The 24,081-nt window shown below is 36.5% G+C and carries 21 protein-coding genes, 1 tRNA gene and 1 pseudogene; 10 read left to right on the top strand and 13 right to left on the bottom strand.

The annotated features are described in order from the left end of the window. Positions 1 to 80: 80 nt before the first annotated feature. On the top strand, positions 81 to 1,499 hold the full coding sequence (locus tag GN303_RS08215; protein ID WP_110439099.1) for an NAD(P)H-dependent flavin oxidoreductase: 1,419 nt from the start codon (positions 81 to 83) through the stop codon (positions 1,497 to 1,499). A 110-nt stretch (positions 1,500 to 1,609) separates the two neighbouring features. Here the strand turns inward: GN303_RS08215 and GN303_RS08210 are convergent, their stop codons facing one another. Further along, positions 1,610 to 3,400, bottom strand: coding sequence for an FAD/NAD(P)-binding protein (locus tag GN303_RS08210; RefSeq protein WP_110439098.1), 1,791 nt, complete (start codon positions 3,398 to 3,400; stop codon positions 1,610 to 1,612). 183 nt (positions 3,401 to 3,583) lie between these two features. Between GN303_RS08210 and GN303_RS08205 the strand changes: the two genes are divergently transcribed. Further along, entirely contained in the window at positions 3,584 to 4,618 is a 1,035-nt protein-coding gene (locus GN303_RS08205) for an NAD(P)H-dependent flavin oxidoreductase (RefSeq protein WP_110439097.1), read from the top strand. 163 nt (positions 4,619 to 4,781) lie between these two features. Here GN303_RS08205 and purD read toward each other — a convergent pair whose 3' ends face one another. Then, positions 4,782 to 6,056, bottom strand: coding sequence for a phosphoribosylamine--glycine ligase (gene purD / locus GN303_RS08200; protein WP_110439096.1), 1,275 nt, complete (start codon positions 6,054 to 6,056; stop codon positions 4,782 to 4,784). A gap of 52 nt (positions 6,057 to 6,108) precedes the next feature. Here purD and xseA point away from each other — a divergent pair, with 52 nt between their 5' ends. The 3 genes from xseA (at position 6,109) to GN303_RS08185 (ending at position 8,405) form a co-directional block, all read left to right on the top strand. Beyond that, positions 6,109 to 7,560 carry an exodeoxyribonuclease VII large subunit gene (xseA, locus tag GN303_RS08195; RefSeq protein ID WP_110439095.1) on the top strand — a complete coding sequence of 484 codons (1,452 nt, stop codon included), beginning with the start codon at positions 6,109 to 6,111 and terminating at the stop codon, positions 7,558 to 7,560. 157 nt (positions 7,561 to 7,717) lie between these two features. Continuing rightward, the gene (locus GN303_RS08190) at positions 7,718 to 8,155 is read left to right on the top strand and encodes a YcgN family cysteine cluster protein (RefSeq protein WP_110439094.1); all 438 of its coding nucleotides are present in this window, start codon (positions 7,718 to 7,720) and stop codon (positions 8,153 to 8,155) included. Positions 8,156 to 8,318: 163 nt separating this feature from the next. Beyond that, positions 8,319 to 8,405, top strand: a tRNA-Leu gene (locus tag GN303_RS08185). A gap of 24 nt (positions 8,406 to 8,429) precedes the next feature. Here GN303_RS08185 and GN303_RS08180 read toward each other — a convergent pair. The 4 genes from GN303_RS08180 to GN303_RS08165 form a co-directional block, all read right to left on the bottom strand. Continuing rightward, on the bottom strand, positions 8,430 to 10,106 hold the full coding sequence (locus GN303_RS08180; protein ID WP_110439093.1) for a DUF4435 domain-containing protein: 1,677 nt from the start codon (positions 10,104 to 10,106) through the stop codon (positions 8,430 to 8,432). 148 nt (positions 10,107 to 10,254) lie between these two features. Further along, positions 10,255 to 11,769 carry an efflux transporter outer membrane subunit gene (locus tag GN303_RS08175; RefSeq protein ID WP_370533622.1) on the bottom strand — a complete coding sequence of 505 codons (1,515 nt, stop codon included), beginning with the start codon at positions 11,767 to 11,769 and terminating at the stop codon, positions 10,255 to 10,257. An 11-nt stretch (positions 11,770 to 11,780) separates the two neighbouring features. Next, positions 11,781 to 12,692, bottom strand: a complete 912-nt coding sequence (locus GN303_RS08170; RefSeq protein ID WP_110439091.1) for an efflux RND transporter periplasmic adaptor subunit — start codon at positions 12,690 to 12,692, stop codon at positions 11,781 to 11,783. Positions 12,693 to 12,722: 30 nt separating this feature from the next. Next, positions 12,723 to 12,917: a DUF1656 domain-containing protein gene (locus tag GN303_RS08165; RefSeq protein WP_110439090.1), complete on the bottom strand. Its 195-nt coding sequence runs from the start codon at positions 12,915 to 12,917 to the stop codon at positions 12,723 to 12,725. A gap of 669 nt (positions 12,918 to 13,586) precedes the next feature. Here GN303_RS08165 and GN303_RS08160 point away from each other — a divergent pair. The 3 genes from GN303_RS08160 to GN303_RS08150 all read left to right on the top strand — a co-directional run bounded on the left by GN303_RS08160 (position 13,587) and on the right by GN303_RS08150 (position 15,183). After that, on the top strand, positions 13,587 to 13,844 hold the full coding sequence (locus GN303_RS08160; RefSeq protein ID WP_110439089.1) for a hypothetical protein: 258 nt from the start codon (positions 13,587 to 13,589) through the stop codon (positions 13,842 to 13,844). A 30-nt stretch (positions 13,845 to 13,874) separates the two neighbouring features. Continuing rightward, a complete protein-coding gene (locus GN303_RS08155) occupies positions 13,875 to 14,312 on the top strand; it encodes a hypothetical protein (protein WP_110439088.1) in 438 nt (145 codons plus the stop codon). A gap of 181 nt (positions 14,313 to 14,493) precedes the next feature. Next, entirely contained in the window at positions 14,494 to 15,183 is a 690-nt protein-coding gene (locus GN303_RS08150; RefSeq protein WP_110439087.1) for a response regulator transcription factor, read from the top strand. 26 nt (positions 15,184 to 15,209) lie between these two features. Here the strand turns inward: GN303_RS08150 and GN303_RS08145 are convergent, their stop codons facing one another. Continuing rightward, the gene (locus tag GN303_RS08145) at positions 15,210 to 15,992 is read right to left on the bottom strand and encodes an NAD kinase (RefSeq protein ID WP_110439086.1); all 783 of its coding nucleotides are present in this window, start codon (positions 15,990 to 15,992) and stop codon (positions 15,210 to 15,212) included. A 483-nt stretch (positions 15,993 to 16,475) separates the two neighbouring features. Between GN303_RS08145 and GN303_RS08140 the strand changes: the two genes are divergently transcribed. After that, positions 16,476 to 16,979 (top strand): helix-turn-helix domain-containing protein, encoded by a 504-nt coding sequence (locus GN303_RS08140; RefSeq protein WP_110439085.1) that lies wholly within the window; start codon positions 16,476 to 16,478, stop codon positions 16,977 to 16,979. A 13-nt stretch (positions 16,980 to 16,992) separates the two neighbouring features. Here the strand turns inward: GN303_RS08140 and GN303_RS08135 are convergent, their stop codons facing one another. The 6 genes and pseudogenes from GN303_RS08135 to GN303_RS08110 form a co-directional block, all read right to left on the bottom strand. Further along, on the bottom strand, positions 16,993 to 17,655 hold the full coding sequence (locus GN303_RS08135; protein WP_408735542.1) for a tyrosine-protein phosphatase: 663 nt from the start codon (positions 17,653 to 17,655) through the stop codon (positions 16,993 to 16,995). Positions 17,656 to 17,689: 34 nt separating this feature from the next. Further along, positions 17,690 to 18,471: pseudogene (locus GN303_RS08130) on the bottom strand (succinate dehydrogenase iron-sulfur subunit). A 19-nt stretch (positions 18,472 to 18,490) separates the two neighbouring features. Continuing rightward, on the bottom strand, positions 18,491 to 20,302 hold the full coding sequence (gene sdhA / locus GN303_RS08125) for a succinate dehydrogenase flavoprotein subunit (RefSeq protein ID WP_110439082.1): 1,812 nt from the start codon (positions 20,300 to 20,302) through the stop codon (positions 18,491 to 18,493). 27 nt (positions 20,303 to 20,329) lie between these two features. Then, positions 20,330 to 20,743 carry a succinate dehydrogenase, hydrophobic membrane anchor protein gene (sdhD, locus tag GN303_RS08120; protein WP_230873110.1) on the bottom strand — a complete coding sequence of 138 codons (414 nt, stop codon included), beginning with the start codon at positions 20,741 to 20,743 and terminating at the stop codon, positions 20,330 to 20,332. 64 nt (positions 20,744 to 20,807) lie between these two features. Continuing rightward, positions 20,808 to 21,260 carry a succinate dehydrogenase, cytochrome b556 subunit gene (sdhC, locus tag GN303_RS08115; RefSeq protein ID WP_230873109.1) on the bottom strand — a complete coding sequence of 151 codons (453 nt, stop codon included), beginning with the start codon at positions 21,258 to 21,260 and terminating at the stop codon, positions 20,808 to 20,810. 351 nt (positions 21,261 to 21,611) lie between these two features. Next, the gene (locus tag GN303_RS08110; RefSeq protein ID WP_110439081.1) at positions 21,612 to 22,634 is read right to left on the bottom strand and encodes an aspartate-semialdehyde dehydrogenase; all 1,023 of its coding nucleotides are present in this window, start codon (positions 22,632 to 22,634) and stop codon (positions 21,612 to 21,614) included. 216 nt (positions 22,635 to 22,850) lie between these two features. Here GN303_RS08110 and zapE point away from each other — a divergent pair, with 216 nt between their 5' ends. Continuing rightward, a complete protein-coding gene (gene zapE / locus GN303_RS08105; protein ID WP_110439080.1) occupies positions 22,851 to 23,954 on the top strand; it encodes a cell division protein ZapE in 1,104 nt (367 codons plus the stop codon). Positions 23,955 to 24,081: the final 127 nt, after the last annotated feature.

Below are 24,081 nucleotides of genomic sequence, written 5' to 3'. Positions count from 1 at the left end.
TGGAATAAATATAAGTGGGCTATTCAAAGTTTTTTTTGGTTTAGATTGTTTAGTCCACTGCATATAGAGCAGGAGTAATAATGAAAGCAGTTAATTCAATTCGTATGGGAAATAAAGAAGTCCTCCCTTTGATTGAAGGGGGTAAAGGGGTTTCTGTTTCTACAGGAGTATCTGCTGGTCATTGGTCTGCTGCGGGTGGAATTGGAACCATTTCCATTGTAAATGCTGATAGTTATGATGAAAATGGCAATGTTATTCCCCAGATCTATCATGCAAAAACACGGCGTGAACGACATGAAGAACTCATTCAATATGCAATTAAGGGCGGAATAACCCAAATAAGGGTTGCCCGTGATATTGCGGGGCCAAAAGTGCCTCTTCATGTCAATATTATGTGGGAAATGGCAGCAAGTGAACTGATTGCATCTCAGGTTTTGGAACAATCGAAAGGTTTGATTGATGGTGTTACCTGTGGAGCGGGAATGCCCTATCGTTTATCAGAAATTGCTGCAAAACATGCATTATATTACTATCCCATTGTTTCCTCTGGACGTGCTTTCAATGCGTTATGGCGTCGATCTTACAGAAAAACGCCAGAATGGCTTGGTGGGGTGGTTTATGAAGATCCATGGAGGGCTGGGGGGCATAATGGGTTATCAAATAGTGAAAATCCATTAGAACCGCAGGATCCTTTTCCACGCGTTGTAGAGTTGAGAAGAGTCATGCGCCAATATGGACTGGATCATGTTCCAATCATTATGGCAGGTAATGTCTGGTGGCTTTCTGAATGGGAAGATTGGATTGATAATCCAGATTTGGGTATGATTGCATTTCAGTTCGGTACAAGACCTTTGTTAACGAGGGAAAGCCAAATCCCTCAAGCTTGGAAAGATCGTTTGCGGACATTGAAAAAGGGTGATGTATATCTTAATCATTTCTCTCCTACAGGTTTTTATTCATCGGCAGTTCAAAATAGTTTTCTTAATGAATTGAGGGAACGGTCTCAAAGGCAAGTTCCTTTTTCAAGGGAAGCAACAGAAATGATGAATGTTCCATATGAATATGGGGCTAGAAAACGTTTGATTTATGTTACCCAGACGAGTTTTGAAAATATTAAGAAATGGGAAAGCGAGGGATTTACTCAGCCTCTCCGGACTCCAGATCATACATTCATTTTTGTAACTCCTGAAAAAGCAGGAGAGATACAACAGGATCAGAATAACTGCATGGGATGCCTGTCAATGTGCCAGTTTTCAAATTGGTCACAGGTTGGTCCCAGTTATACGACAGGAAATCGACCCGATCCCCGCTCTTTTTGTATCCAGAAAACATTACAGGCAATAGCTCATGCAAATGGTCCTGACGCAAAAGAGGTGGTTGATCATAATTTGATGTTTAGTGGAACCACAGGGTGGCGATTTGGATCTGACCCATTTTATGATAATGGGTTTATTCCAACAGTTAAACAGTTGGTTGATCGAATTATAACCGGATATTAATGATAAATTTATCCAGTATTGAATGTTAAATTCTAAATTACTGTTCAAATAATTTAGAATTTTTTGGATTAAACTAGTTTTTAAAAAACTATTGAATATTTGTTAAAATATTATCTGGCAATTTGCGATAACAAATTATTGGTACAGACTTCTGCATCAAATAAAGCTGTCGAATTAACAAAAGGTCTTGGTAAAATATAAGTATAAAATTTACTGCCTTCAGTGGGAACACCTAGAGCATAAATAGACTTGATTATCTGATTGTTTTGATTGATCAAATTGAAGTTTGCATTGACATTAAATTCTCCTAGAGCATAATTGCCAATATGGAATTGACAGCCTATATTGTTTTTCAGGATATTTTGAAAAAAAATGTCTTTGCTTTCCTTTGCAATGGGTGCATTGACCATGGCAACAATATAATAATCAGCACGCATGACTTCGTTAAATTGTGTTGTTAGGTAAAAGCTTTCCTTTTTTTCTTCTACTTTAACATTCGGTCCCAAATCTATGCGCAATATGTTGGCCTTGATTAAAGCGATCATTTGTTGAATCCTCTCAAGAGGTGGACCAACACAAATTCGGATCATGATAGGTTTAAATACTTCATTGAACCAGATAGCACTTTTTTCCGACAGGCCACAATGGTCAACGGTTAATCTGATCCAATCACGTACATCCCTTAAAATATCAGTGCTTGCCTTGGTGGGATTGTCTATATTGCCCTGTAAAGCGTTATGTATATCTTCCTGTAAATAGTTTAAAAGCCATTCATGAAATTCTCTCTGGCTTTTGAAGGAAGTATGGGCAAGCGGATCGCTAATTTTTTCCCATGAGAATCTTTCTTTTTCATCAGGAATATAGGCTTTTACAATCGCGTTTCTTTGTGATTTGTTTCTTAGGTAGTCATTAAGGAAATTATATGCTTTGATTATGTCCTGATTTTTGAGGTAGGTAAAACTGTAAACACATTCCATTTCTTCAATCAATAACGGTAGATAATCTTTTTCAAAATCATTTTTTTTATTGTTTTTTAACTTAATTATTTTTTCTTTGGTAAAAATTTGGGGCTTGTATTGTTCTCTTAATTCTTTTTGCGTTATCCCCCGTGCATTCAAGGGTAATCCTGATCTGGAAAAAGCTATAATTTTAGGTTCTTTTCCAGAGGGTTGATAGATTAGGTGGTCTTTTTCCTTAATGAATTTCCCTCCTCTGTCTTCAGTCAATTTGGAAATAACGTCAAATGTGGTCAAGCCAAGTCCCTGTATTGCAACGGTTTCTTTATTCGTAATGATATGGTCTAATTTTTCCAAAGGATAAGCATATATTTTTTTCTTATTTGGAAATTCGCAATTTTGGGTATCGTGACCGGTGGTTATACAAATAATATCAGATGAGTAAGTATTATTTTTCGTAACGATATTCCATTTTTTTTTATCACTTCCGAAAATGTTTATAACTTTTTCTTGTATTTTGATGATCTGAAGGTTTTGTACCTTGATAGAACATAAATAATTAAAGACCCAGCATAGGTATTCGCCAAGATCCTTTCGTGAATAATAGTTTAAAGGGTTGATTGTTTTATTTTGTGATTTATATTTGATTTTTAACCATTCATAAAAGGTTGGTCCCCGGATTGCATATTTGTAGTTTTTAACCGTATCATCAGGGAAAACAGTAATCTGACTGCAAATAGTGTTAACTAATAAATTTTCTGATTGATTGATATCATGACAACCGGCACCATAATCTTTATTTTCGTTAAATAGTTGTAAAATAATCTGCTTATCTTTTAGTTTCTCATCCCAAATACAATGGGATATAATTCTTTCAAGTACGTTGAGGCCTCTTGATCCCAATCCTATTATAGATATTTTAATCTTATTATAATCATTATTCATAATTTTTTCTTCTATTAATATATTAATATTTTTAAATAAAATTAATGCATTATTAATATAATTATTTTATTATAATAAATAACACATTGAAACGAAATATAATACAAATTAAAATAACTAATAAAGTTATAATTTAATTGGTTTTATTAAGAAGTATATTATTAGTATTTAAGTGTATAAAAAATGTTACGAAAATTTTTGAATATTCAATATCCTATTTTTCTTGCACCAATGGCGGGTGTATCAACACCAAAACTGGCAGCTGAGGTTTCAAATTCTGGTGGATTGGGATCATTGGGACTGGGATCCTGCAATCATGAAGAGGCGAAAAAGCAAATTGAACAGCTGAAACAGCTGACCTCCTTACCTTTTCAGGTCAATTTTTTCTGTCATCAACCAGAGAAATCAGACGCTACACTTGAAAATCAGTGGGTTCAATATTGTTGTTCAAAATTTGGCAGGATAGATCTGATGAATAATTTTAGTCAGGCTTTTTCTTGTCTTTATTCCAGTTTTTTAGAGAATGACAATTTTCTGGATTTAATAATTCAAGAAAAAGTTCCCGCTATTAGTTTTCATTTTGGAATTCCAAGCAAAAGTCAAATTCACAGATTGAAACAAGCCAATATTGTTACGATGGCTTCTGCGACAAATTTGATAGAGGCTTCATACATAGCAAGGTCTGGTATAGATATAATAATAGCGCAGGGTATAGAAGCGGGTGGTCATCGGGGTGTTTTTAATCCAAATATTGATTCGGCGATATCAACACTAGAACTGGTTTTTCTGATTAAAAATAATTTATCAATACCAGTTGTGGCTGCCGGTGGTATTATGGATGCACAAGATATTCATGATTGTCTTAGAGTGGGGGCAAATGGTGTTCAGTTAGGAACGGCATTCGTCCAATGCAGTTCGTCAAAAGCGAGTGAAACCTATAGACAATCATTATTTAATTCTAAAGTTACGCAAATTACCGCGACCATTTCTGGTCGACCTGCCAGGGGGTTGGTTAATGATTGGCATTTAAAAATTGATTCACCAGATCGGCCTTTAACACCACCTTATCCTTATACTTATTATTTTGCCAAGAAAATTTACGAATATACTAGACAGCCTCAGTATGCCGCATTTTGGGCAGGATCAAAGGTTTCAAAAATTAAAAAAATGGAAGCGCCAGATTTAATGAAGTCTTTTATTGAAAATGTTGATTTTTGATCTTAATCATTATTTAGAGTATGAAGATAAAGTTAAATTAAATAGCAATATTTTTTACTATAATTTGTAGAAAATAAAATGGATATTTGCTGAATTGTAAAAATTGAACGCATTTTAAGATACATTCAATTTAACCTGTTTTGAATATCGTTTTTATATTATTCTACTGTTTTAAAGCTTTATTACCGATATCCGTGCGCCAGATACCATCTTTCCAGTTAATTTTGTTAACGGCATTATATGCGGTTGTCTGTGCTTGTTTGAGTGTTTTATCAAAAGCGGCAACGCATAAGACACGACCTCCTGCTGCACAAAGTTCTTGTTGAGCGTTATAATTGGTTCCAGCATGAAAGACTTTTACATGGGGTATGGATTCAGCTTGGTCAATATTTTTGATAATTCCGCCTACAACTGGTGTTCCCGGATATCCTTTTGCCGCCATAACAATACAAATCCCTGCTTGATCAGAGAATTTGATTTTTGATTTTTTTAATTTTCCTTGACTGAGATTATAGAGAATATCTAACAAATCTGTTTCCAGTCGAGGAAGCAGAACTTCCGCTTCCGGGTCTCCAAAACGAACATTATATTCAATTAGATAGGGCCCATCATTTGTAATCATCAGTCCGGCAAAAATAATGCCACGGAAAGGAATTCCACGTTTTATCATTTCGCGCAGCATGGGTCTGACTGTTATATCCAACGCTTTCTCTTGGGCTGCGTGATCAAAAAAGGGTGGTGGGGATATTGCACCCATTCCGCCAGTATTGGGTCCTGTATCATTATCGCCAATGCGTTTGTGATCCTGAGCCGCTCCGATTAAAACCGCATGTTCTCCATCGCAAAAGGCAAATAGGGAAATTTCCTCTCCTGTCAGAAATTCTTCGATAACGATTTTATTGCCTGCTTCGCCAAAACGGTTATCTTGCAGGATTGTTTCGATCGCTTCTTCAGCTTCCTTAAAGGTATAGGCGATAATAACGCCTTTTCCTGCCGCCAAACCATCTGCCTTGATGACAATTGGAAAAGATTGGGTTTTCAAATAAGCAACCGCTTGTTCACTATCTGTAAACTCTTTCCATGCTGCAGTTGGGATCCGGGCGGCATCGCTGATCATTTTTGTGAAACTCTTGCTTCCCTCCAGCTGTGCAGCCGCTTGGCTGGGACCTGCACAGAGGATCCCGGCGTGCTGGCAAGCATCGGTTAATCCTTTAACCAAAGGTAATTCTGGTCCGGGAATAACAAGATCAATATGATTGTCTTGTGCAAATTTTACTAAATCGGTAATATTATCTACCTTAATGTTTATATTTTTACCATATTGTGCAGTACCTGGGTTTCCTGGTGCGATAAAAAGCTCGGTAAGATTGGGTGAGCAAGCAAGAGCCATGGCAAGGGCGTGTTCTCTTCCCCCAGAACCGACGAGTAAAACGCGCATAGAGATTTCCTTTACTGATGTTTCTTTTTTTGGATAAGGCTGTATCATATTTATGTCGATAGATGAGCAACTTTCTGATCGAATGACGGATAATATACCAGAATTTAGTGTAGGGGATATTTCTACAGCGATTAAGCGAGTTTTGGAAGGAAATTTTTCTCGGATTAAAGTGAGGGGGGAAATTACCGAGTTAAAACAGTATCCGTCTGGACATATTTATTTTTCCCTAAAAGATGAAAATGGAAAACTGACAGCAATTATCTGGCGGTTCAAGGCGGCAAAACTTACTATAAAACTCGAAAACGGTATTGAGGTTATTGCAACAGGCAAGATTTCTTCTTATGGGGAACGTTCATCATATCAGCTTATTGTTGATCAGATTGATTATGCCGGCGAAGGGGCTTTATTGGCCCGTATCGAAAAATTAAGAAAGAGATTGGAAGCTGAAGGTTTATTTGACCAGGAAAAAAAGCGTCCTTTTCCTCTATTGCCAAAAGTAATAGGTGTGATTACATCCTCTAAAGGCGCGGTTTTGCACGATATTCGCACAACAATTCAACGACGTTTTCCCAGGGATATCCTGGTCTGGCCAGTGGCGGTTCAGGGAGAGGGGGCAAGTGAACAGATTGTCAGGGCTATTATTGGATTTAACACCCTTTCTGTTAACGGTAAAATTCCACGTCCTGATATCTTGATTGTTGCACGAGGAGGTGGATCACTGGAAGACTTGATGGCCTTTAATGATGAGGCTGTTGTAAGAGCCGCAGCAGAGTCGAAAATTCCCCTGATCTCAGCAGTTGGACATGAAACAGATACAACCTTGATTGATTTCGCATCTGACCGTCGGGCCCCGACTCCAACTGCAGCTGCGGAAATGGCAGTTCCTTCGCAGGTTGATCTTGCTGCTAGAATAATGCAGCTGGTTACGCGTTTGAATAAAGCATTAATACAGATTATTCAATCTTATCAACTGCGTTTGAATAAGGCCATTACCAGACTGCCGGATGTTCCCACTTTATTGGCGCAAAACCGTATGCGCCTGGATGACCGTTCCTATCGTCTGGATTTGGCGCTTCCAGCATTGGTTCTGAAAAGGAGACATCAGCTTTCTTTCATTCAGGCTGTTGATCAATATCTTTTGGGACTGATTGATCGTTTCAAGAGACAACTGGCCTTTAATGAAAAACAATATGCAATTTCTTGGCTGCATTATATGCGTCAGTTGGAAAATAATTTACCCCTGTTCTCCATATCGAATGTACGTAATTTATTGAGAGAAAGGCAGCTGAAATTGGAAAGTGTCACGGCAAGATTGGAAGCCCTTTCCCCCAAGGCTGTATTGGCACGGGGATATGTCTTGGTACAGAATAAGAAAGGTCAGGCTGTAACTGAAGCAAGAGGATTGAGGGCTGGTTCTGATTTGATCTTAACTTTTTATGATGGGCAGAAAGACGTGCGTGTTTTGAAGCGGCAGGAAAACCGTCAGGAAAGTTTTGATCTGTAAATTGATTAAACGGTTTATAATCAATCCTGTTGAATTATTCAATTTAATTAAATCGTAACCTGAATTATATAAATTGAGATGAAAGTTGATTTATTGAAAAATTGAATTTTGAAATATTGTAAATCATTTTTTTGATCAGAATATTATATTGGTTGTTATGGTTACGGATCGTTATTGGGAAAACTTGTCACTTCAAGAAATGAACAAGGAGCAATGGGAGGCTTTATGTGACCGTTGCGGTCGGTGTTGCCTGCATAAATTGCGGGATGATGATAAGAATGAAATTTATTATACAAATGTTGCCTGTTGGTTGCTGGATATAAAAACAGGGCAATGTTCGGATTACTGTCATCGTAAAATCAGGATTCCGGACTGTATTCAATTGACCCGAAAGAATTTATCAAGGATTGACTGGCTGCCCTCCACCTGTGCATATCGTTTAATAGCGGAAGGCAAGACACTTTATCCTTGGCATTATTTGATTGCCGGTAATTTTGAAGCCATGCATAAAGCCGGTATTTCCGTGCGGGGAAAGGTTGTGAGTGAACATGATGCAGGGGAATTGGAGGATTATATAGTGGAGTGGATCGATTGAAAAACACAATGAGCTATTTTCTTTCTTCATTGTAGGCTGTATATTTACTTGTATTGGAGAATTTTACATGGATTTGAAATCTTTTTTCAAATAATTAATTTTTTTTAAATTTACTCTTTGACCTTTTCGTTCTTCATGCTATTAATCCTTTTACAAAATATGGGCGAGCTTGGCGGAATGGTAGACGCTCAAGACTTAAAATCTTGTGTCCGTTTTGGACGTGTGGGTTCAAGTCCCACAGTTCGCACCACCTGAATCATATTTGAATGATCTGTCAGACATTATTTTTTATTTCTGGTAAATGTTTTTTTAATACATCAATCAAATTTTCATTACTATTTTCTAGTAAGCGTTTTATCCATTTAAGAAAATCTTCCTTTTTTTGTTTCGTTAAGATTTTGCTGATAATTGATAATCTTTCACCTTTGCCATTATACCATTTTAATAGCTCTTTTATATTTTTTTCCTCAATTGCTTTGTTAATATTGTATTCAGTTTTTTGTAGATCTTCTTGAAAAGAATTTTTTAATTCATCAAGGCTTTTGTTAAAAAATTCAATTAAAGATTCCTGCTTCTTGATTTTATCATCAGAAGGTGAAAGTTTAGAAAATGATCTGCCTAATTGTAATTTTCCATATTCCACGATATACGAATTTCTATTTTTATTGATAGTATCGAGAAGTTGAGAGGTTATCTCTTGAATCAGATTTTCTTTTTCCGTTTTATCGTTATATTGCTCTAGTTCAGCAATACTCTCGAGAACATCATATAATAAGAAAAGATTTTCAATTTCAAGGACGTTGAGCACATAAATATTTTGATTATTCAGTTTTTGTATTTCATCTGTACCACGATAATCAGCATCCACGATACCCGCACAATTAATACGAGTTAAAGATGGATGGTTGTTAAGCGAATTAACCGCATGAATAACTTCTGTACATGAATTGCTTGGAATAATTGTCCATTCTGGATAACATGCGCGGTAAACAGCTTGATCTAAACTGTTTTCCTGTCCCTCAACAAAGAGAATGGGACGACGACTACCCAAAATCAAAGTAACAATTTCCTCTGATAACGGCATATTATCTGGAAGCGCTTTTATATCCCATTTATCAGATTCAGAAAAATTTCTTTGGTATTTTTTGAGAATATATTTTTTTCCTGCCTGATTGGCGATAAAATTTAAATCGTGTGAAATGGTTATAAAAGCACAATCTGGACGTATTTTTTTCAGTTCATTCCATAGTGGTGTTAAGATGGAAGGATGTAAATGTTGTTCAGGTTCATCAAAAATAATCAGGGTACCAGGATCCGGAAAAAGGATTTGACCGATTAAATAAAAAACAGAACGTTCTCCCTCACTTGCTTCTATAATGGGGTAATAATCTTCTTTATCGGTATCCTTAATTCGAATTGTATCTATGGTGTGTTCTAATTGTTTATTAGGGAGGATCTTTTCAAATATGGATTGTAGTTGCTCAAGTTTGCTTGTCGGTTTTTGTAAAGGAGGACGATTAGGGTTGTAATCATTATAAAAATTCGTGGCAATACTATGTGATTGTGAAAATAGGTATTGTAATAACTCGTCACTATCATTGTAAAATTCTAATTGACCAAATTGACTAGTTAATCTATTAGCTTGATTTTTTCTTGATAATTGGCTTATTGGATTAGGTAACAAAGCTTGTTTTGCTTGTGCTTCTTTCATTTGAGTTTGGGGAATATTTAAAAATATTGCACGGTGTGCATTGATACGATATGTTTTATATTTACCGTAGTTTTGGATAATATATTGTTCAATATATCGTGCCAGATGGGTTTTACCGGAACCATTCGCTCCAACAATATAAATTGCCTCCCTTTTATCTAAAGTGATTTTAGTGGAAACATTCTTGGTGGTCTCGTTAATAAGAGGTACAGAGATTTCAAATAAATTTTCACTTGTCATAATTGAGCATGGATTTATATCAAAGATGGTTAAAATATCTTTGGCATATTAAACCTGTCGTTAAATAAAAAAAATGAAAATTGTTTGATCTTACTTTTCTTTTATAGATTCAGACAGTTGCTGGATAATGGAGAAAAAAAAGGAAGATCTATTGTTTGACCAGTTTCGCTAACAGATTTTGTTGTTCGATGGTCATGGGAAGTTCCGTTTTTGTTATATCCACACCCTGCCAGCCGGCTCCAAGGGCCGTGAACAAATTGATGGAATCCTGGAAACGTTCCAAAATGGCCACAGCCTCTTCATTGGCGGCATTTGTGGCTGTTCGTTGCGCGGTCAGGACATCCAGATATCCTGTAAGTCCTGCTTTATAGAGTTTTTGGGCACGGATAAGGGCAGTCTGGCTGCTTACTTTGGATTTGTGCAACAGATCAACATGTTCTGAATCATCACCCCAGGCCGCGATAACATCCTCGATTTCTTTCAGGGATGTCAGGATTGTTTGACGGTAATTTAACCGTGCCTCTTCTGCTTGAGCCTGCGCTTGCTTAACCGCGGCACTAAGGCGGCCACCATGCAGACCTGGAATGGAAAGATTGATAAAGCTGCTGGATACCAGACTGGCAATATTGGCCATTTGACTGGTAAAAGAAGTCGTTGGCATCGCACTCATGTCAATGGTGAATTGTGGATAGAGTTCTGCAACCGCAACACCGATATTTGCCGTTGCCATAGCGTATTGCCTTTCGGCCATACGTATGTCTGGACGATTGGCCAGGGCAATGGAAGGAATGGAGGGTGGAAATGGGGGTAAGTCTGGTAAAGGCTGTTCTATCTTAAGAAGTGTTTCCGTGGTTCCCGGCGTTTGTCCCAGCAAAACATCAATTGTATGGGTAATCTGGGTAATGCTGGTTTTCAAGGGTTCTCGACTTGCTCGCTGGGTTTCAAGCTCGGCTTCTGCCTGGGCAGTGCTTAGAGTCGTGCCTGTACCCTCAATATACTGTTTTTGTGCCAGATTATAGATATATTGGGCGATTGCAACATTTTCATCCGCTATGCGTAACCGTAGCTGCATGGTGCGGAGGGTTACATAGTTATTGGCCAGTTGAGAAAGCATGGCTAAAAGGACGGCTCTTCTATCCTCGATCGAGGCCTTTACAGCCTCTTCTTGGGATTGAACCATTCGTCTGATCAAACCGAATGTATCCAGTTGCCAGCTGAATGTCGCGCCATAACGACGTATAACGGCATTATTTGGATTTCCTTTTGATATCGAGATATTGCTGGATAAGGTATTGGAAGATGTCTGATATCCAAATCCGCCAGAACCATCCAGTTGGGGATACCATTTAGACGCCTGCTGATCACGCAAGGATTGAGCGGCCAAAATCCGTTGTCCCGCCATCTGAAGGTCATAATTGTTCTGGATGGCCTTTTCAACAAGTTGATTTAACAATGGATCATGAAACTGTTCCCACCAACGACGCATGTTGTTCGCTGCCTGGACAATCTCTTGGGCTGTGGCTGGTCTTTTCCATACTTTTTCAGTCCATTGTTCCGGAATTTTCATGTGATCCCGATGAAAATTGGGGCCAACCGTGCAGGCATTCAATCCAATCAAGGAAAATGTAATTGCTTTCTGCCAGATAGATTTTAGACGGAACATGTTTGAAATACTCATAGATGATCTTGTAACCAGGTGGCCAGTTTTCCTTTTCTGCCACTTGTTTGTGGGCCGACACTGATTGTGGCGGTCATGCCGGCGGAAAGATGGATCGTGTCTGGAATATGATCAATATGAATTCTTACGGGAATACGTTGAGCCAAACGAACCCAGGTAAAAATGGGATTAACATTTTGCAAACCAAAATTATCAGCGTTGGCATTAGAGTCATTGATACCACGGGCAATACTGACAACATGTCCGGGCAGTATCTGTTTATATCCCATTAACTTGATTCGGGCGACATCGCCGACATGAATGCCCCACATTTTGGTTTCTTCAAAATAGCCATAGACCCAGAAAGAATCGGCATCAATAACGGATAAATATGAATTGCCTGTATTGACGTAATCACCAACCCGTAAATTTAGATTTGTAATATAGCCATTGACAGGTGAATAAAGTATGGAACGCTGCAAATTTAACTTGGCTTCTGTCAGGGCTGCTTTTGCTGTATCTACACTTGCCTGTGCGGTTCTAACCTTTGTATTGAAATCTTCTTTTTCTTCTGTTGAAACAATGCCTTCCAATCCTTTGCGACGCATTGCATTACGACGTTGTAAGGCAAGATTGGCCTCCGCATTTTCCAAATTTGCCTCTGCCTGTTGAATGGCGATTTTAAAACGTAAAGGGTCAATTACGAAAAGGGGATCACCCTTGCGAACAAACTGGTTGTCCCTGACAGGAACCTGTACAATGGTGCCCGAAATTTCCGGGGCGATTTTAACGACGTATACTCTGACACGACCATCACGGGTCCATGGGGCAATCATGTAAGTGTCCCACAAGGCTACCCCTAGAATTATAGCCATGGCTACAATGATTAGGGTCAAGATGATGCGGATGATATTACTAATGGGTGCCATGATTGAAAAACAAATTCTTAAAGTCAGAAGTTATACATATAAGATAAGCAAACATAGGATACTGAAATATAAAGCTACTTCAAATAAAGCAAGATGCCAAAATAATTTTATTAAACCTGTTTTCCACAGGAAAGAACGGATAATAACAGTTAAGGCGAATGCAAATAAAGCATAAACAACAAAAGGGGCGATATAGACACCAAAAAAATCAAATTCTGCGATCATCTTGTTGCACTCAGAAAAAAGGAAACATTTTTACTAATTTTTAATGGATAGTTTGTAAATTCCCAGAAAAATAAAAAAGAGTAATATAAATTTGTTTTTTTTATGGACAAAATTTTCTTTAAAGCACAAAACATGAATCAATCAATTTGATCTTAAAAAATTAACTCTAATATTGTTTATAATATAATCCATTTATGATAGAAACGGATAATGATATGGGTAGCATTTAAAACATATTTAAGTAAGGGAATAAATCAAGAATTATTAAATGCTCTCCGTGCGGATTATGCCTAAATTATTTTCAAGTCAAGATATTTTCATTGTATATGTACATTAATTTTATTTTACAATGCGTTTTGCAGTAAATAAAATTTAGGTTAAAATAGAAAGGAAATATTTGGTCCATAATTGGAAAATTTGAATAGAAAAAATTAAATTGCATATTAAAATCAAGTAATTTTAATATGCAATTATAGATAAAAAAAGCATTTTATGAGTTATATCATTTATTAGTAATAAATCTAATTGTATGTTTAGATCTTGTCATTAAGTCTTATTACATTATTCAAAGTAAAATAAATAATATTTCTTGTCTTTTTTTATTATTATTAATTTAAATATATATTAAACTTGGAAACAAGTTTTATCGGATATGTAGAAGGAATTAAAATGTTTTTTTGCAAGAAAAAAAAAACAAATTTAAAGCAAAATAAAAATCAGGTTCAAAATAATGTCATGGCTTCAAAAGAACAGCTTAATCCTGCTCTGGCTGAAATGGCAGATAAAACAGATAAGATTAAGGATGATATGAAGGATGTTGCAGAAGAACAAGTAGAGCAGCTTTCTAAAAAAGTTCAATCCAAATCGATCAAAGCGGTTTTGATCTCCACGATTATAGGTTTTGTACTGGGTCGGATGACGCGCTAGTAATATTTGTTGTAGAAATGGTCTATATACATGAAGATTGTTGAATTTGGCAAAGCAGCAGCGGATGCAGAGCTCCTGCTTTTGAAAAAAAAGTCAATTAGAGTAAGCAAGCAAATCCTGTTATGCTGTATAGGGGCAGTATTTGGATTATTTGTTTTAATTTCCTTGCATGCTGTTTTGGCGGCGCTGTGTTGCTGGTTGTTTCATATTGGTTTTTTGGGATCATCATTAATTATCCTAATTTTTGATATTTTGTGTGCTGGTATCTTTTTCTATCTAGCCTTGCAGGCAAAAATTGGTGAAGAAGAGATAGAAGCCAAGGTGATTCGGAACCATAATTTAAAGCAATTGCGTGATTCAATTGCCCTGACAACTTTAATTACTGCACTTACAGGGCCGTTGGGTGGATATTTACGAAGTTTTATATGGCAGTTTATTAAAAAGAAATTTAGAAAAAAATCTGAATAGATTTTATTTATAATGTTGAGGTTTTTATAATAAATACTTCAACATTATTTACGAAGTTGTTGAAAAAAAATTGTTTTTCCAAATTTATCATTATCATTATTAAGTTTTTGTTGATTTTTTTTATAAACTTATGCACTTTATAGTAGTATTTTAAATTCATTTTATAACCTGGAGTAGAAGTATGCACGTTCTTCTTATGGGAGAAATCTTTTTTTTAGAGCATGAATTCTACCAAAAACTTAAAGTAACAGACTTTTCTATCGATAGGGTATCGTTTGATATTGAGGTATTATCAACGGCTCATCTGTATGAATATGATCTTATTATAGTTGAAGGAAATAATTTGGATAAATTGTTTTTTTCGACCATTAGAGAATTGCGCGCATTAAATGAAAAGATTTCTATTATTGTTGTTTCCAGACAAAATAATTTGGAAAGTAAGATAAAAGCTTTTCAGGCAGGTGTGGATGATTATGTGTTAATTCCATTTTATGAGGATGAGCTGATTGCAAGATGCAAGGCGGTTTTGAGACGTGTCCAAAAAGTATTTTCCAAAAAAATTATTCATATTGATGCATTAAGTATTAATTTGGAAACACATGAAGTATTCGTTAATAAAGCATTGGTTCATTTGACAGGCAAGGAATATCTTATTTTGGAATTGCTTATTTTACAACGGGGCACTTTAATTACAAAGACGGCACTTTTAAACCATTTATACAAATGCAATGTAGAACCCGATATTAAAATTATTGATGTCTTTGTATGTAAATTAAGAAAAAAATTACAAGATGCTGGTGCGGAAGATTTTATTTCAACAATATGGGGACAAGGTTATATCTTCCGTAAATCAACAATTGATAGTGAATGAAAATAGATATTACGTTTCACCAATATTTATTCAGAAAATTGTTCTGAAATAATCCGTTCCGACAAGCTTTGATTTGGATTGAATAGTAAACAAGATTTTATAGATTTGTTTTCTTTGACAGTAATCTCGACAACGTCACGTATCTCTGTGAAATCGGCTACAGCTGCTATAGGGCGTTTATTTTCTTCCAGGGTCAAGAATTGAAAAAGAGTTGTTGAAGGAAGTAATGCACCTCTCCATCGGCGTGGCCGAAAAGGACAAATAGGAGTTAAGGGTAACAAATCAGAATTTAAGGGAACGATTGGACCATGTGCTGATAAATTATAGGCTGTCGATCCTGCGGGTGTTGAAAGAATGATACCGTCGCAAATCAGTTCGGATAACCTGATCTTATGATTAATTATCACCTTTATTTTGGCTGCCTGTCTGGTTTGCCGGTATAAAAATATATCATTAAAAGCTAGGGCTGTGTGTGTTTTACCATCAACTGTTTTAGCTGACATGGCCAAAGGATGAAGACAAGTTGGTTGGGTTTTTTGAAGTAGTGATGGAAGATCCTTCTTGATCTTGGGATTTGTAAGGAAACCAACAGAACCGAAATTGATACAATAAATGGGAATCTGATAATTAATATAAGTATGAAGTGTTTCTAGAACAAAACCATCACCACCAATACAGATAATGACTTCGGCTTGGTCGATACTTGCATTTCCATATTGTTTTACCAGGTCATTTTTATATTGAATTGCCTCGGGTTTATCCATGGATAAAAAATGAAACTTTGTGGGTGGATTATCAAAAAACCTCATAAATAGTTCTCGGCAATTATACAGATTTCATTAATTATAAACATTACGCAACATATAAACAATATTGTTTTAGTTTAATTAATTTCTTTTTTAATCAATCAAAATTATTAAATCAAATATAATTTATTATTAAAATTTTACTAGAACTACTGGGTTGAATAGATAGATTTGTAAACTGAATAATACTTAAAAAAGGATTGATATACCAAAATTTAAAATTTATTTGCTAATTTTAGGTAAACAATTTAATTATTTATTAATATTTATAAATTAGGTAAAAATTATGCAATTAGAGATAATGGTGTTGAATTAAAATTATATTTCATGGCTGAATGTAAATATATATATATATTTATTAGTTTAGAATAATGTAAACAATCATATTTGTCTAGTAATATATAATGTTTTGAAAGAGTTATTTAATATAAATATTTATTGTGGATATGATTTTACAAGTATTTTATTGTGAAAGTTTATTATTTGATGAAAGCAAATGAGTTGCTATCAAACTGTATTTCAAAAGAAAAAAAAATTCCTCCCAATCCTATAGATAAACGAGTAGGAAGCCGTATCCGGTTAAGAAGAAAGTTATTGGGCTTTTCCCAAGAAAAACTTGCTATAGCTTTAGGTCTATCATTTCAACAGATTCAAAAATATGAAAAGGGATTTAATCGTGTTGGTGCTTCGAGACTTTATTATATAGCACAGTTTTTGCAAGTTCCGATTAATTTTTTCTTTGATGAGTTTTTGACCGAAAACGAAGAAAATAAAAGTCAGGTTCCTCCATCATTTTCAACGGCATTAGATGTTAAAAAAATATTAATTACCAAGGATAAGGAAAATGCCATTAAGGAGGAAATTAAAATTACAGATTTGAATGTTATGAATAATAAGGAAACGGTTGATTTGTTAAAGGCGTATTATCATATTAAAGATAAGGAAATCAGGAAAAAGTTGCTACATCTTATTAAGGTTATGGCAGAATGATTTAAAAAATATTTCATTCTCTATGTAAAATTTTATCTGTAATAAAAGAGGAGATTTTTTTCGATTTGAAAGAGTCTTTTAATTGCTTTTCATTATATTGGGATTGAAGCCAATATAAAAATTTCACTTTTTCATGCGTTTGCTGAAGATATTGGGTAAAAAAAGCATCAAGAATTCCTGTTCTGGAATATTTAAAATGACCGTATTTCCATGAAAGCTGTCGCATTGCAGAATAAATATCGTAGTTTTCAAATAGAAGAATTAATGCGGAAACTAAACCTGCACGATCAGCTCCAGATTTACAGTGGATTAAAAGAGGGAATTCAATAGTTTTGTAAATATTTGCAAGATTTAGAATTCGATCAATATGTGGTGCTCCACGGCTTTCAAAAGGTAGGTCGTAATGTTTTAAATTTAATTTATGACTGATATGGCGGGATAGCGCATCAGAACCACAATTTCTTTTACCCCGTAAATTGATAATTGTTTTAAGATGATATTTTTTTGTTAAATTCAATAATCTGGTTGGAGTGGGATGGTTGCTGCGATACACTTTACCGGGGATCACTGTCTGAAAATTTGACCAGAATAAACGAAAAATCGCATGGTCAACAAATAGGCTGTTGAGCCATGCGATATGATAGTCCCGACGATTTGGAAATGATGAGTCAAAAATATATTTCTTTTTCATGACTCATCTTTTAGCTTATTTAAAGTTTACGTTCAATTTGTAATCTTTTCAATTCAGCAATTGCATGAGCTGGATTAAGACCTTTTGGACAGGTCTGTGTACAGTTCATAATAGTACGGCATGCATACAAACGCATTGAATCCTCTAATTCATCAAGGCGTTCGCCTTTATACTCATCACGGCTATCAGCAACCCAACGCATGGCAGCCAATAAAACGGATGGGCCTAAATATTGGTCCCCGTTCCACCAATATGAAGGGCAAGAGGTTGAACAGCAAAAACACAGGATACATTCATATAAACCATCCAGTTTTTTACGCTCCTCAATGGATTGTAACCGTTCTTTATCGGGGGGGGGGGAGTATCAGCTTTAAGCCATGGATCAATTTCCCTCAATTGTGCATATGGACCATTAAGATCAGGTATCAAATCCTTAATAACGGGCATATGGGGGAGAGGATAAATTGCAATATCCCCCTCATATTCATTAATGTGTTTTGAACAGGCTAAGGTATTTAATCCGTTAATGTTCATGGCACAAGATCCGCAAACCCCTTCACGGCAAGAACGACGGAATGATAAAGTCGGATCAATTTCATTCTTAATATGAATTAACGCGTCTAAAACCATTGGGCCGATTTTGTCCAGATCCACCTCGTAAGTGTCGATAACTGGATTTTTGTTATCATCAGGGCTCCAACGATAGATTCTAAATTTCTTAATATTTTTTGCCTGTGAAGAGGCATAAAATACTTTTCCAATTCCAATTTTACTGTTTTTGGGTAGTCTTAATTCAACCATTAGTCATCACCTTCTCTGATTAATATACCCGTTTTTTAGGAGGGAAAACCTGAACTTCATCGGTTAAAGTTCTCATATGGACTGGGCGATAATCAAGTGAAACCTCTCCCTTGTCATTAAGATATGAAACAGTATGTTTCAACCAGTTTTTATCGTCACGTTCAGGATAATCATCATGGGCATGTGCGCCACGACTTTCATGACGTGCGGTTGCACTTACCATGGTTACGGTACCATTTGCCAATAGATTCTCGAATTCCAAGGCTTCCATTAAATCTGTATTCCAAATCAGGGATTGATCGGAAACAGAGATGTCCCCCAGATCAGACCAGATATCCTTAATCTTTTCAACGCCCGCTTCCATGTTTTTAGTATTCCGGAAAACGGCTGCATGACGTTGCATGGTTCTTTGCAGGGTGTCACGCATTTGAGCCACACGGGTTCCACCTTTGGCAAATCTTAGTTTATCTAAACGGCCAAGTGCATTTTCCCCGGCATTTTTAGGGAATGGAGCAACAGGAGCGCCAGGTTTAAGAATATCTTTTGCACGTAAGGCAGCTGCACGACCAAATACAATCAAGTCAAGTAATGAATTCGTACCAAGGCGGTTTGCACCATGAACGGAAACACAGGCACATTCACCGATTGCCATTAATCCCGGAACGGTTGCATCTGGATTGTCTTTGGTAGGTCGAATAACTTCGGCCTGAAGATTTGTTGGGATACCACCCATATTATAATGGACAGTTGGTAATACAGGAACGGGTTCCTTGGTTACATCAATTCCGGAGAAAATGCGCGATGTTTCAACAATACTAGGTAAACGTTCGTGTAAAAGGTCTGCCCCCAGATGTTCAAGATGTAACATGATGTGATCTTTATTGGGACCACATCCGCGTCCTTCATTGATTTCCACAATCATGGCACGAGAGACAACGTCACGAGAAGCAAGGTCCTTTGCATGTGGCGCATAACGTTCCATGAAACGTTCACCTTCACTGTTTGTCAGATAGCCGCCTTCTCCGCGACATCCTTCTGTTAACAAACAGCCGGCTGGGAAAATACCGGTTGGATGGAATTGAACGAATTCCATATCCTGTGTTGGGATGCCAGCACGCATGACCATGGCATTTCCATCACCTGTACAAGTATGGGCAGAAGTACAGGATTGAAAAGCGCGTCCATATCCTCCTGTCGCCAGAACAACCAGATTTGCACGGAAACGGTGTATACTGCCATCCTCCAGACACCATGCCGTAACACCGCGACATGTGCCATTTTCATCCATGATAAGATCAATAGCAAAATATTCAACAAAGAATTCAACATTGTGTTTCAAGCATTGTTGATAAAGTGTATGCAATATAGCGTGACCAGTTCTGTCTGCCGCAGCACAAGCGCGTTGAACGGGTTCCTTTCCGAAGTCGCGCATGTGTCCACCAAATGGACGTTGATAGATTTTACCATCTTTATTCCTGGTAAAGGGAACTCCCATATGTTCCAGTTCATAAACGGCAGGAACCGCTTCACGGCATAAATATTCAATTGCGTCCTGATCACCAAGCCAGTCAGAGCCCTTTACGGTATCGTACATGTGCCATTGCCAGTGATCCTCTCCCATATTTCCAAGTGAAGCCGCAATTCCCCCCTGGGCTGCTGTTGTATGACTGCGGGTTGGAAATACTTTTGTAATACAGGCTGTATGAAAACCGGCCGCACCCATTCCCAATGTTGCCCGCAAGCCAGAACCGCCAGCCCCTATGACAATGACGTCATAGGCATGATCCACGATACGATACGTATCTTTTAATGATAAAGTAGTATCAGTCATTACGATATATATCCTTTAAATGCTGAATTATTTACTGGCGGATGCAGTAAAAAATAATTTTAATATAGAAATTACGGATAGAATTCCTAAAAATAAGGCCCCACCTTTAATACAGTAATTAAGAGCCAATCTTTTTCTTTCACGTGCGTAATCTGATGTAATGACTTCCAAGCCGAGTTGCATATGACGGAATGTTAGCAAGACAAGTGTGAGTAATAAAATTGTATTCGTAGGTTTTCCAGCCCATTTTACAACATCCTTATGATCTGCATCACCCAATCTTAGCATTTGGATAATAAACCAGATTGATAAAGGGGCACTGCCTGCCGCGGTTATGCGTTCGGTCCACCAATGTTCGAAAATATTGTGTCCTGTCCCCAATCCACGCATACGTCCAAGGTAAGATCGTAGAATGGTGGGGCGTTCTACAGAGGTATTCATTGGAGTTTCTCCTAATTGTTTATAGAAAATTATTTTGATATTTTTTAATCAATACGAAGGTTGTCTATTTTTTTCTTTTTTTGATTTTTTTACCAAGAATAATGGTCCATAAAGCTAAAGTTAAAGCAGCAACACCGATAACCTCTGATTTACTGTCTTGATTAATTTCAGGTTTTTCAAGACGTTTGCCACTTAAATCCCAAATAAAATGACGAATACCGCCAATAAAATGGAGAAAGAATGCTGATGAAAAACCAAATAAAATAATTTGTCCTAGAAAACTTCCTGTAAATTTTTGAGTTTTTTGAAAAGATTTTGGTCCTTTTGCGGCTGAAACCAGCCAGGCAACCATTAATGCACTTCCTGCGGAAAGTGCACCGCCTGTAATGCGGTTACTGATTGACAAGACCATTGATAAAATGGGTTTGTAAACTTGTAAATGGGGCGACATTGGTCGGTTTCGATATGATCCGTCACTTTTGTAACCTACATAAAAAGTTTTGCGTATATCCGACATTCTTGATTTCCTAATTAATCCTTATAACACGGCTGATACCGATTTAAGTTAATTGCACTTTATACCCCACTAAAAGATTGATCCAGTCAATTTTTGGACATTCAATTGATTGTGTATGAAGTATTCGGGGTCTTTGTTATTTGATGACTAAACAGTTTTTTATTTTATTTTTAAAGTAACAATAAGAATATGATAATAACAATTTTCAGGATAATAAAATAAATATCAAATTAATTTGTATAAATTGGATTAATGGCTATAGAAACGTGAAATTGGTAATCATTAATTTATTTATGTTTTTAATTTCGATACCAACAAATCATATCAATTTTATGATCTGTTGGTTAAAAATTACCGTTTAGAAATTAGATTCATTTCTATTAATTTTTCGGCAATCTGTACTGTATTCAATGCTGCACCCTTACGTAAATTGTCGGAAACGCACCATAGTCCTAAGCCATTTGGAACTGTTGGATCGATACGGAGTCGTGAAACATAGGAGGCATCTTCTCCTGCCGCCTCAATCTGGGTAATATAGCCGCCATCTTCCTGTTTATCGAATAGAATGACACCTTCAGCGTTGCGTAAGGCTTTTTGTGCCTTGGCAAGATCAACGGGGCGTTCACATTCAATGGTAATTGCCTCGCCATGTCCAATAAAAACAGGAACCCGAACACAGGTTGCAAAAACATTGATATCTGGATCAAGAATTTTTTTGGTTTCCACATTCATTTTCCATTCTTCTTTTGTTGATCCGTCTGGCATGAATTTATCAATATGAGGTATACAGTTAAAGGCAATTTGCTTGGTAAAATTGTTTATTGAAATGGAATCCCCAACCAATGATGATTTGGTTTGGATATATAATTCGTCCATTCCTTTTTTGCCTGCCCCGCCTGTGGCTTGATATGTCGAAACAACAATTCTTTTAATTTTGAACAAGTCGTGCAAAGGTTTTAAGGCAACAACCATCTGAATGGTTGAACAGTTTGGATTTGCAACAATATTCCGCTTGATTTTCTTTAAATCTTCCGGATTAACCTCTGGAACCACTAATGGAACATCAGGTTCCATACGGAAATGGGAAGTATTGTCAATCACGATACAGCCTGCCTTGGCTGCTTTGGGTGAATAGACGGATGATATGGATGCGCCAGGAGAGGATAAAGCGATATCCCATCCTTTAAAATCAAAGGTTTCAAGATTTTGGACTTTTAGAATTCTTTTGTCACCAAAGGATATTTCTTTTCCTGCCGAACGTGGAGAAGCCAAGGCAACAATTTCCTTAATTGGAAAATCACGTTCCGCCAGAATTTTTAAGATTTCTCTACCTACCGCCCCTGTTGCTCCAATAACGGCTATGCGATATCCCATAGTATATAATCCTTAGATAATAAAGTTTAATAAATTTTAAAGAAGTCTTTAGAAACCAGCCAAATATTTTAACTCTTTTATTATTTATGTAAATAAATTTTATCAAAATTGTTTGAAAATAAAGAAAATTATTAGGAAAAAAAAAGAAGCTATGTTCTTCTTAGAAATAATTTAAAAGGTCTTTAATACTAATTGTTAACCAGGTTTTTATTATTTATGAGTCGTTTAAATGTGTTGTATGCACAAAAAGTAAAGAATGGTGAGCTTAAACCAGACAAGGCACAGGAACAAATTGCAGATCGACTGGATCATCTTTGTGTTGAATTGTCTGATTATGTGCCAGAACAGACTAACGTTGGCGGGCTTTTGAATTCATTTAAAAAATTGTGGAAAAAGCCTATTGTAAAACCCAAGGGTATATATCTTGTAGGGCCTGTTGGTAGAGGTAAATCAATGTTGATGGATTTATTTTACAGTCAGGCCCCTGTTGAAAAAAAGATGAGAACACATTTTCATGTTTTCATGCAGGAAGTGCATAAGAAATTTCATACGTTGGAAATACAGTATCCAAAGGGTGAGGACCCCATTCCAAAACTGGCTGAGGAAATTGTCGAAAAGACATGGTTGCTTTGTTTCGATGAATTTCAAGTCAATGATATAGCTGATGCAATGATATTGGGACGACTGTTTGAATATCTTTTTAAATTAGGAGTTATCATTGTTGCCACTTCGAATGTTCACATCAGGGATTTATTTCAAAACAGACCGGGAGCTGATGCTTTCAAGCCGTTTATTGCTTTATTATCACAAAATATGATTGAACTTGAATTATGTTCGGCACATGACTATCGATTGGGTCGCAAGGAAATTGAAACCAAATGGTTGATCGGCTGTAATCCGGAAAACCATGCTGTTCTAGATAAAGTATTCCTACAGGAATCAGGTGGCAAAGAGGGCGAAAAAACAATCTTAACCGTTATGGGACGTCAATTTACCATACCTTGCGCAGCAGGAAAGGTGGCCCGGTTTCAATTTGAACAATTATGTGATGCGGCACTGGGAGCTGGTGATTATTTGGTTTTGGCTCAAAAATATGAAGTATTGATTATTGATAACATACCGATATTTAATCCTGAAAATATGAATGTAATTGAACGGTTTACCACTTTGATTGATGTATTGTACGAACGGCATACAATTCTCTATGTATCTGCGGAGACGGATTGGGAGCATATTTATCCTGAGGAAAATAGGGCGGCTTTTTTTGAGCGTACTGTATCACGTTTGTATGAAATGCAAAGTCTAGATTGGACAAAATAGGCATTCGAGAGTAAAGATTCTCTGACATTTGTTAAAGAAAAATTGAAGTGGCTTATAGGTGCACTTGTTATATTAATAGGTAAATTAAACTCTGAATAGTGAGTTTTTAGTAGAAATAATTAAGGGG

The sequence above is a fragment of the Commensalibacter melissae genome (assembly GCF_009734185.1).
Taxonomy (GTDB): domain Bacteria; phylum Pseudomonadota; class Alphaproteobacteria; order Acetobacterales; family Acetobacteraceae; genus Commensalibacter; species Commensalibacter melissae.
Note: the sequence above shows the minus strand (reverse complement) of the source record. Positions and strands in the feature narration are given on the sequence as shown.

Coding starts and splice junctions, on each gene's coding strand:
- sdhD (WP_230873110.1), bottom strand. CDS start 20,743: ATGAATACCTCTGTAGAACGCCCCACCATTCTACGATCTTACCTTGGA.
- GN303_RS08165 (WP_110439090.1), bottom strand. CDS start 12,917: ATGATCGCAGAATTTGATTTTTTTGGTGTCTATATCGCCCCTTTTGTT.
- GN303_RS08170 (WP_110439091.1), bottom strand. CDS start 12,692: ATGGCACCCATTAGTAATATCATCCGCATCATCTTGACCCTAATCATT.
- xseA (WP_110439095.1), top strand. CDS start 6,109: ATGTCGATAGATGAGCAACTTTCTGATCGAATGACGGATAATATACCA.
- GN303_RS08210 (WP_110439098.1), bottom strand. CDS start 3,400: ATGAATAATGATTATAATAAGATTAAAATATCTATAATAGGATTGGGA.
- GN303_RS08155 (WP_110439088.1), top strand. CDS start 13,875: ATGAAGATTGTTGAATTTGGCAAAGCAGCAGCGGATGCAGAGCTCCTG.
- zapE (WP_110439080.1), top strand. CDS start 22,851: ATGAGTCGTTTAAATGTGTTGTATGCACAAAAAGTAAAGAATGGTGAG.
- GN303_RS08215 (WP_110439099.1), top strand. CDS start 81: ATGAAAGCAGTTAATTCAATTCGTATGGGAAATAAAGAAGTCCTCCCT.
- GN303_RS08205 (WP_110439097.1), top strand. CDS start 3,584: ATGTTACGAAAATTTTTGAATATTCAATATCCTATTTTTCTTGCACCA.
- GN303_RS08160 (WP_110439089.1), top strand. CDS start 13,587: ATGTTTTTTTGCAAGAAAAAAAAAACAAATTTAAAGCAAAATAAAAAT.
- GN303_RS08175 (WP_370533622.1), bottom strand. CDS start 11,769: ATGTTCCGTCTAAAATCTATCTGGCAGAAAGCAATTACATTTTCCTTG.
- GN303_RS08110 (WP_110439081.1), bottom strand. CDS start 22,634: ATGGGATATCGCATAGCCGTTATTGGAGCAACAGGGGCGGTAGGTAGA.
- sdhA (WP_110439082.1), bottom strand. CDS start 20,302: ATGACTGATACTACTTTATCATTAAAAGATACGTATCGTATCGTGGAT.
- GN303_RS08140 (WP_110439085.1), top strand. CDS start 16,476: ATGAAAGCAAATGAGTTGCTATCAAACTGTATTTCAAAAGAAAAAAAA.
- GN303_RS08180 (WP_110439093.1), bottom strand. CDS start 10,106: ATGACAAGTGAAAATTTATTTGAAATCTCTGTACCTCTTATTAACGAG.
- sdhC (WP_230873109.1), bottom strand. CDS start 21,260: ATGTCGGATATACGCAAAACTTTTTATGTAGGTTACAAAAGTGACGGA.
- GN303_RS08190 (WP_110439094.1), top strand. CDS start 7,718: ATGGTTACGGATCGTTATTGGGAAAACTTGTCACTTCAAGAAATGAAC.
- GN303_RS08145 (WP_110439086.1), bottom strand. CDS start 15,992: ATGAGGTTTTTTGATAATCCACCCACAAAGTTTCATTTTTTATCCATG.
- GN303_RS08150 (WP_110439087.1), top strand. CDS start 14,494: ATGCACGTTCTTCTTATGGGAGAAATCTTTTTTTTAGAGCATGAATTC.
- purD (WP_110439096.1), bottom strand. CDS start 6,056: ATGCGCGTTTTACTCGTCGGTTCTGGGGGAAGAGAACACGCCCTTGCC.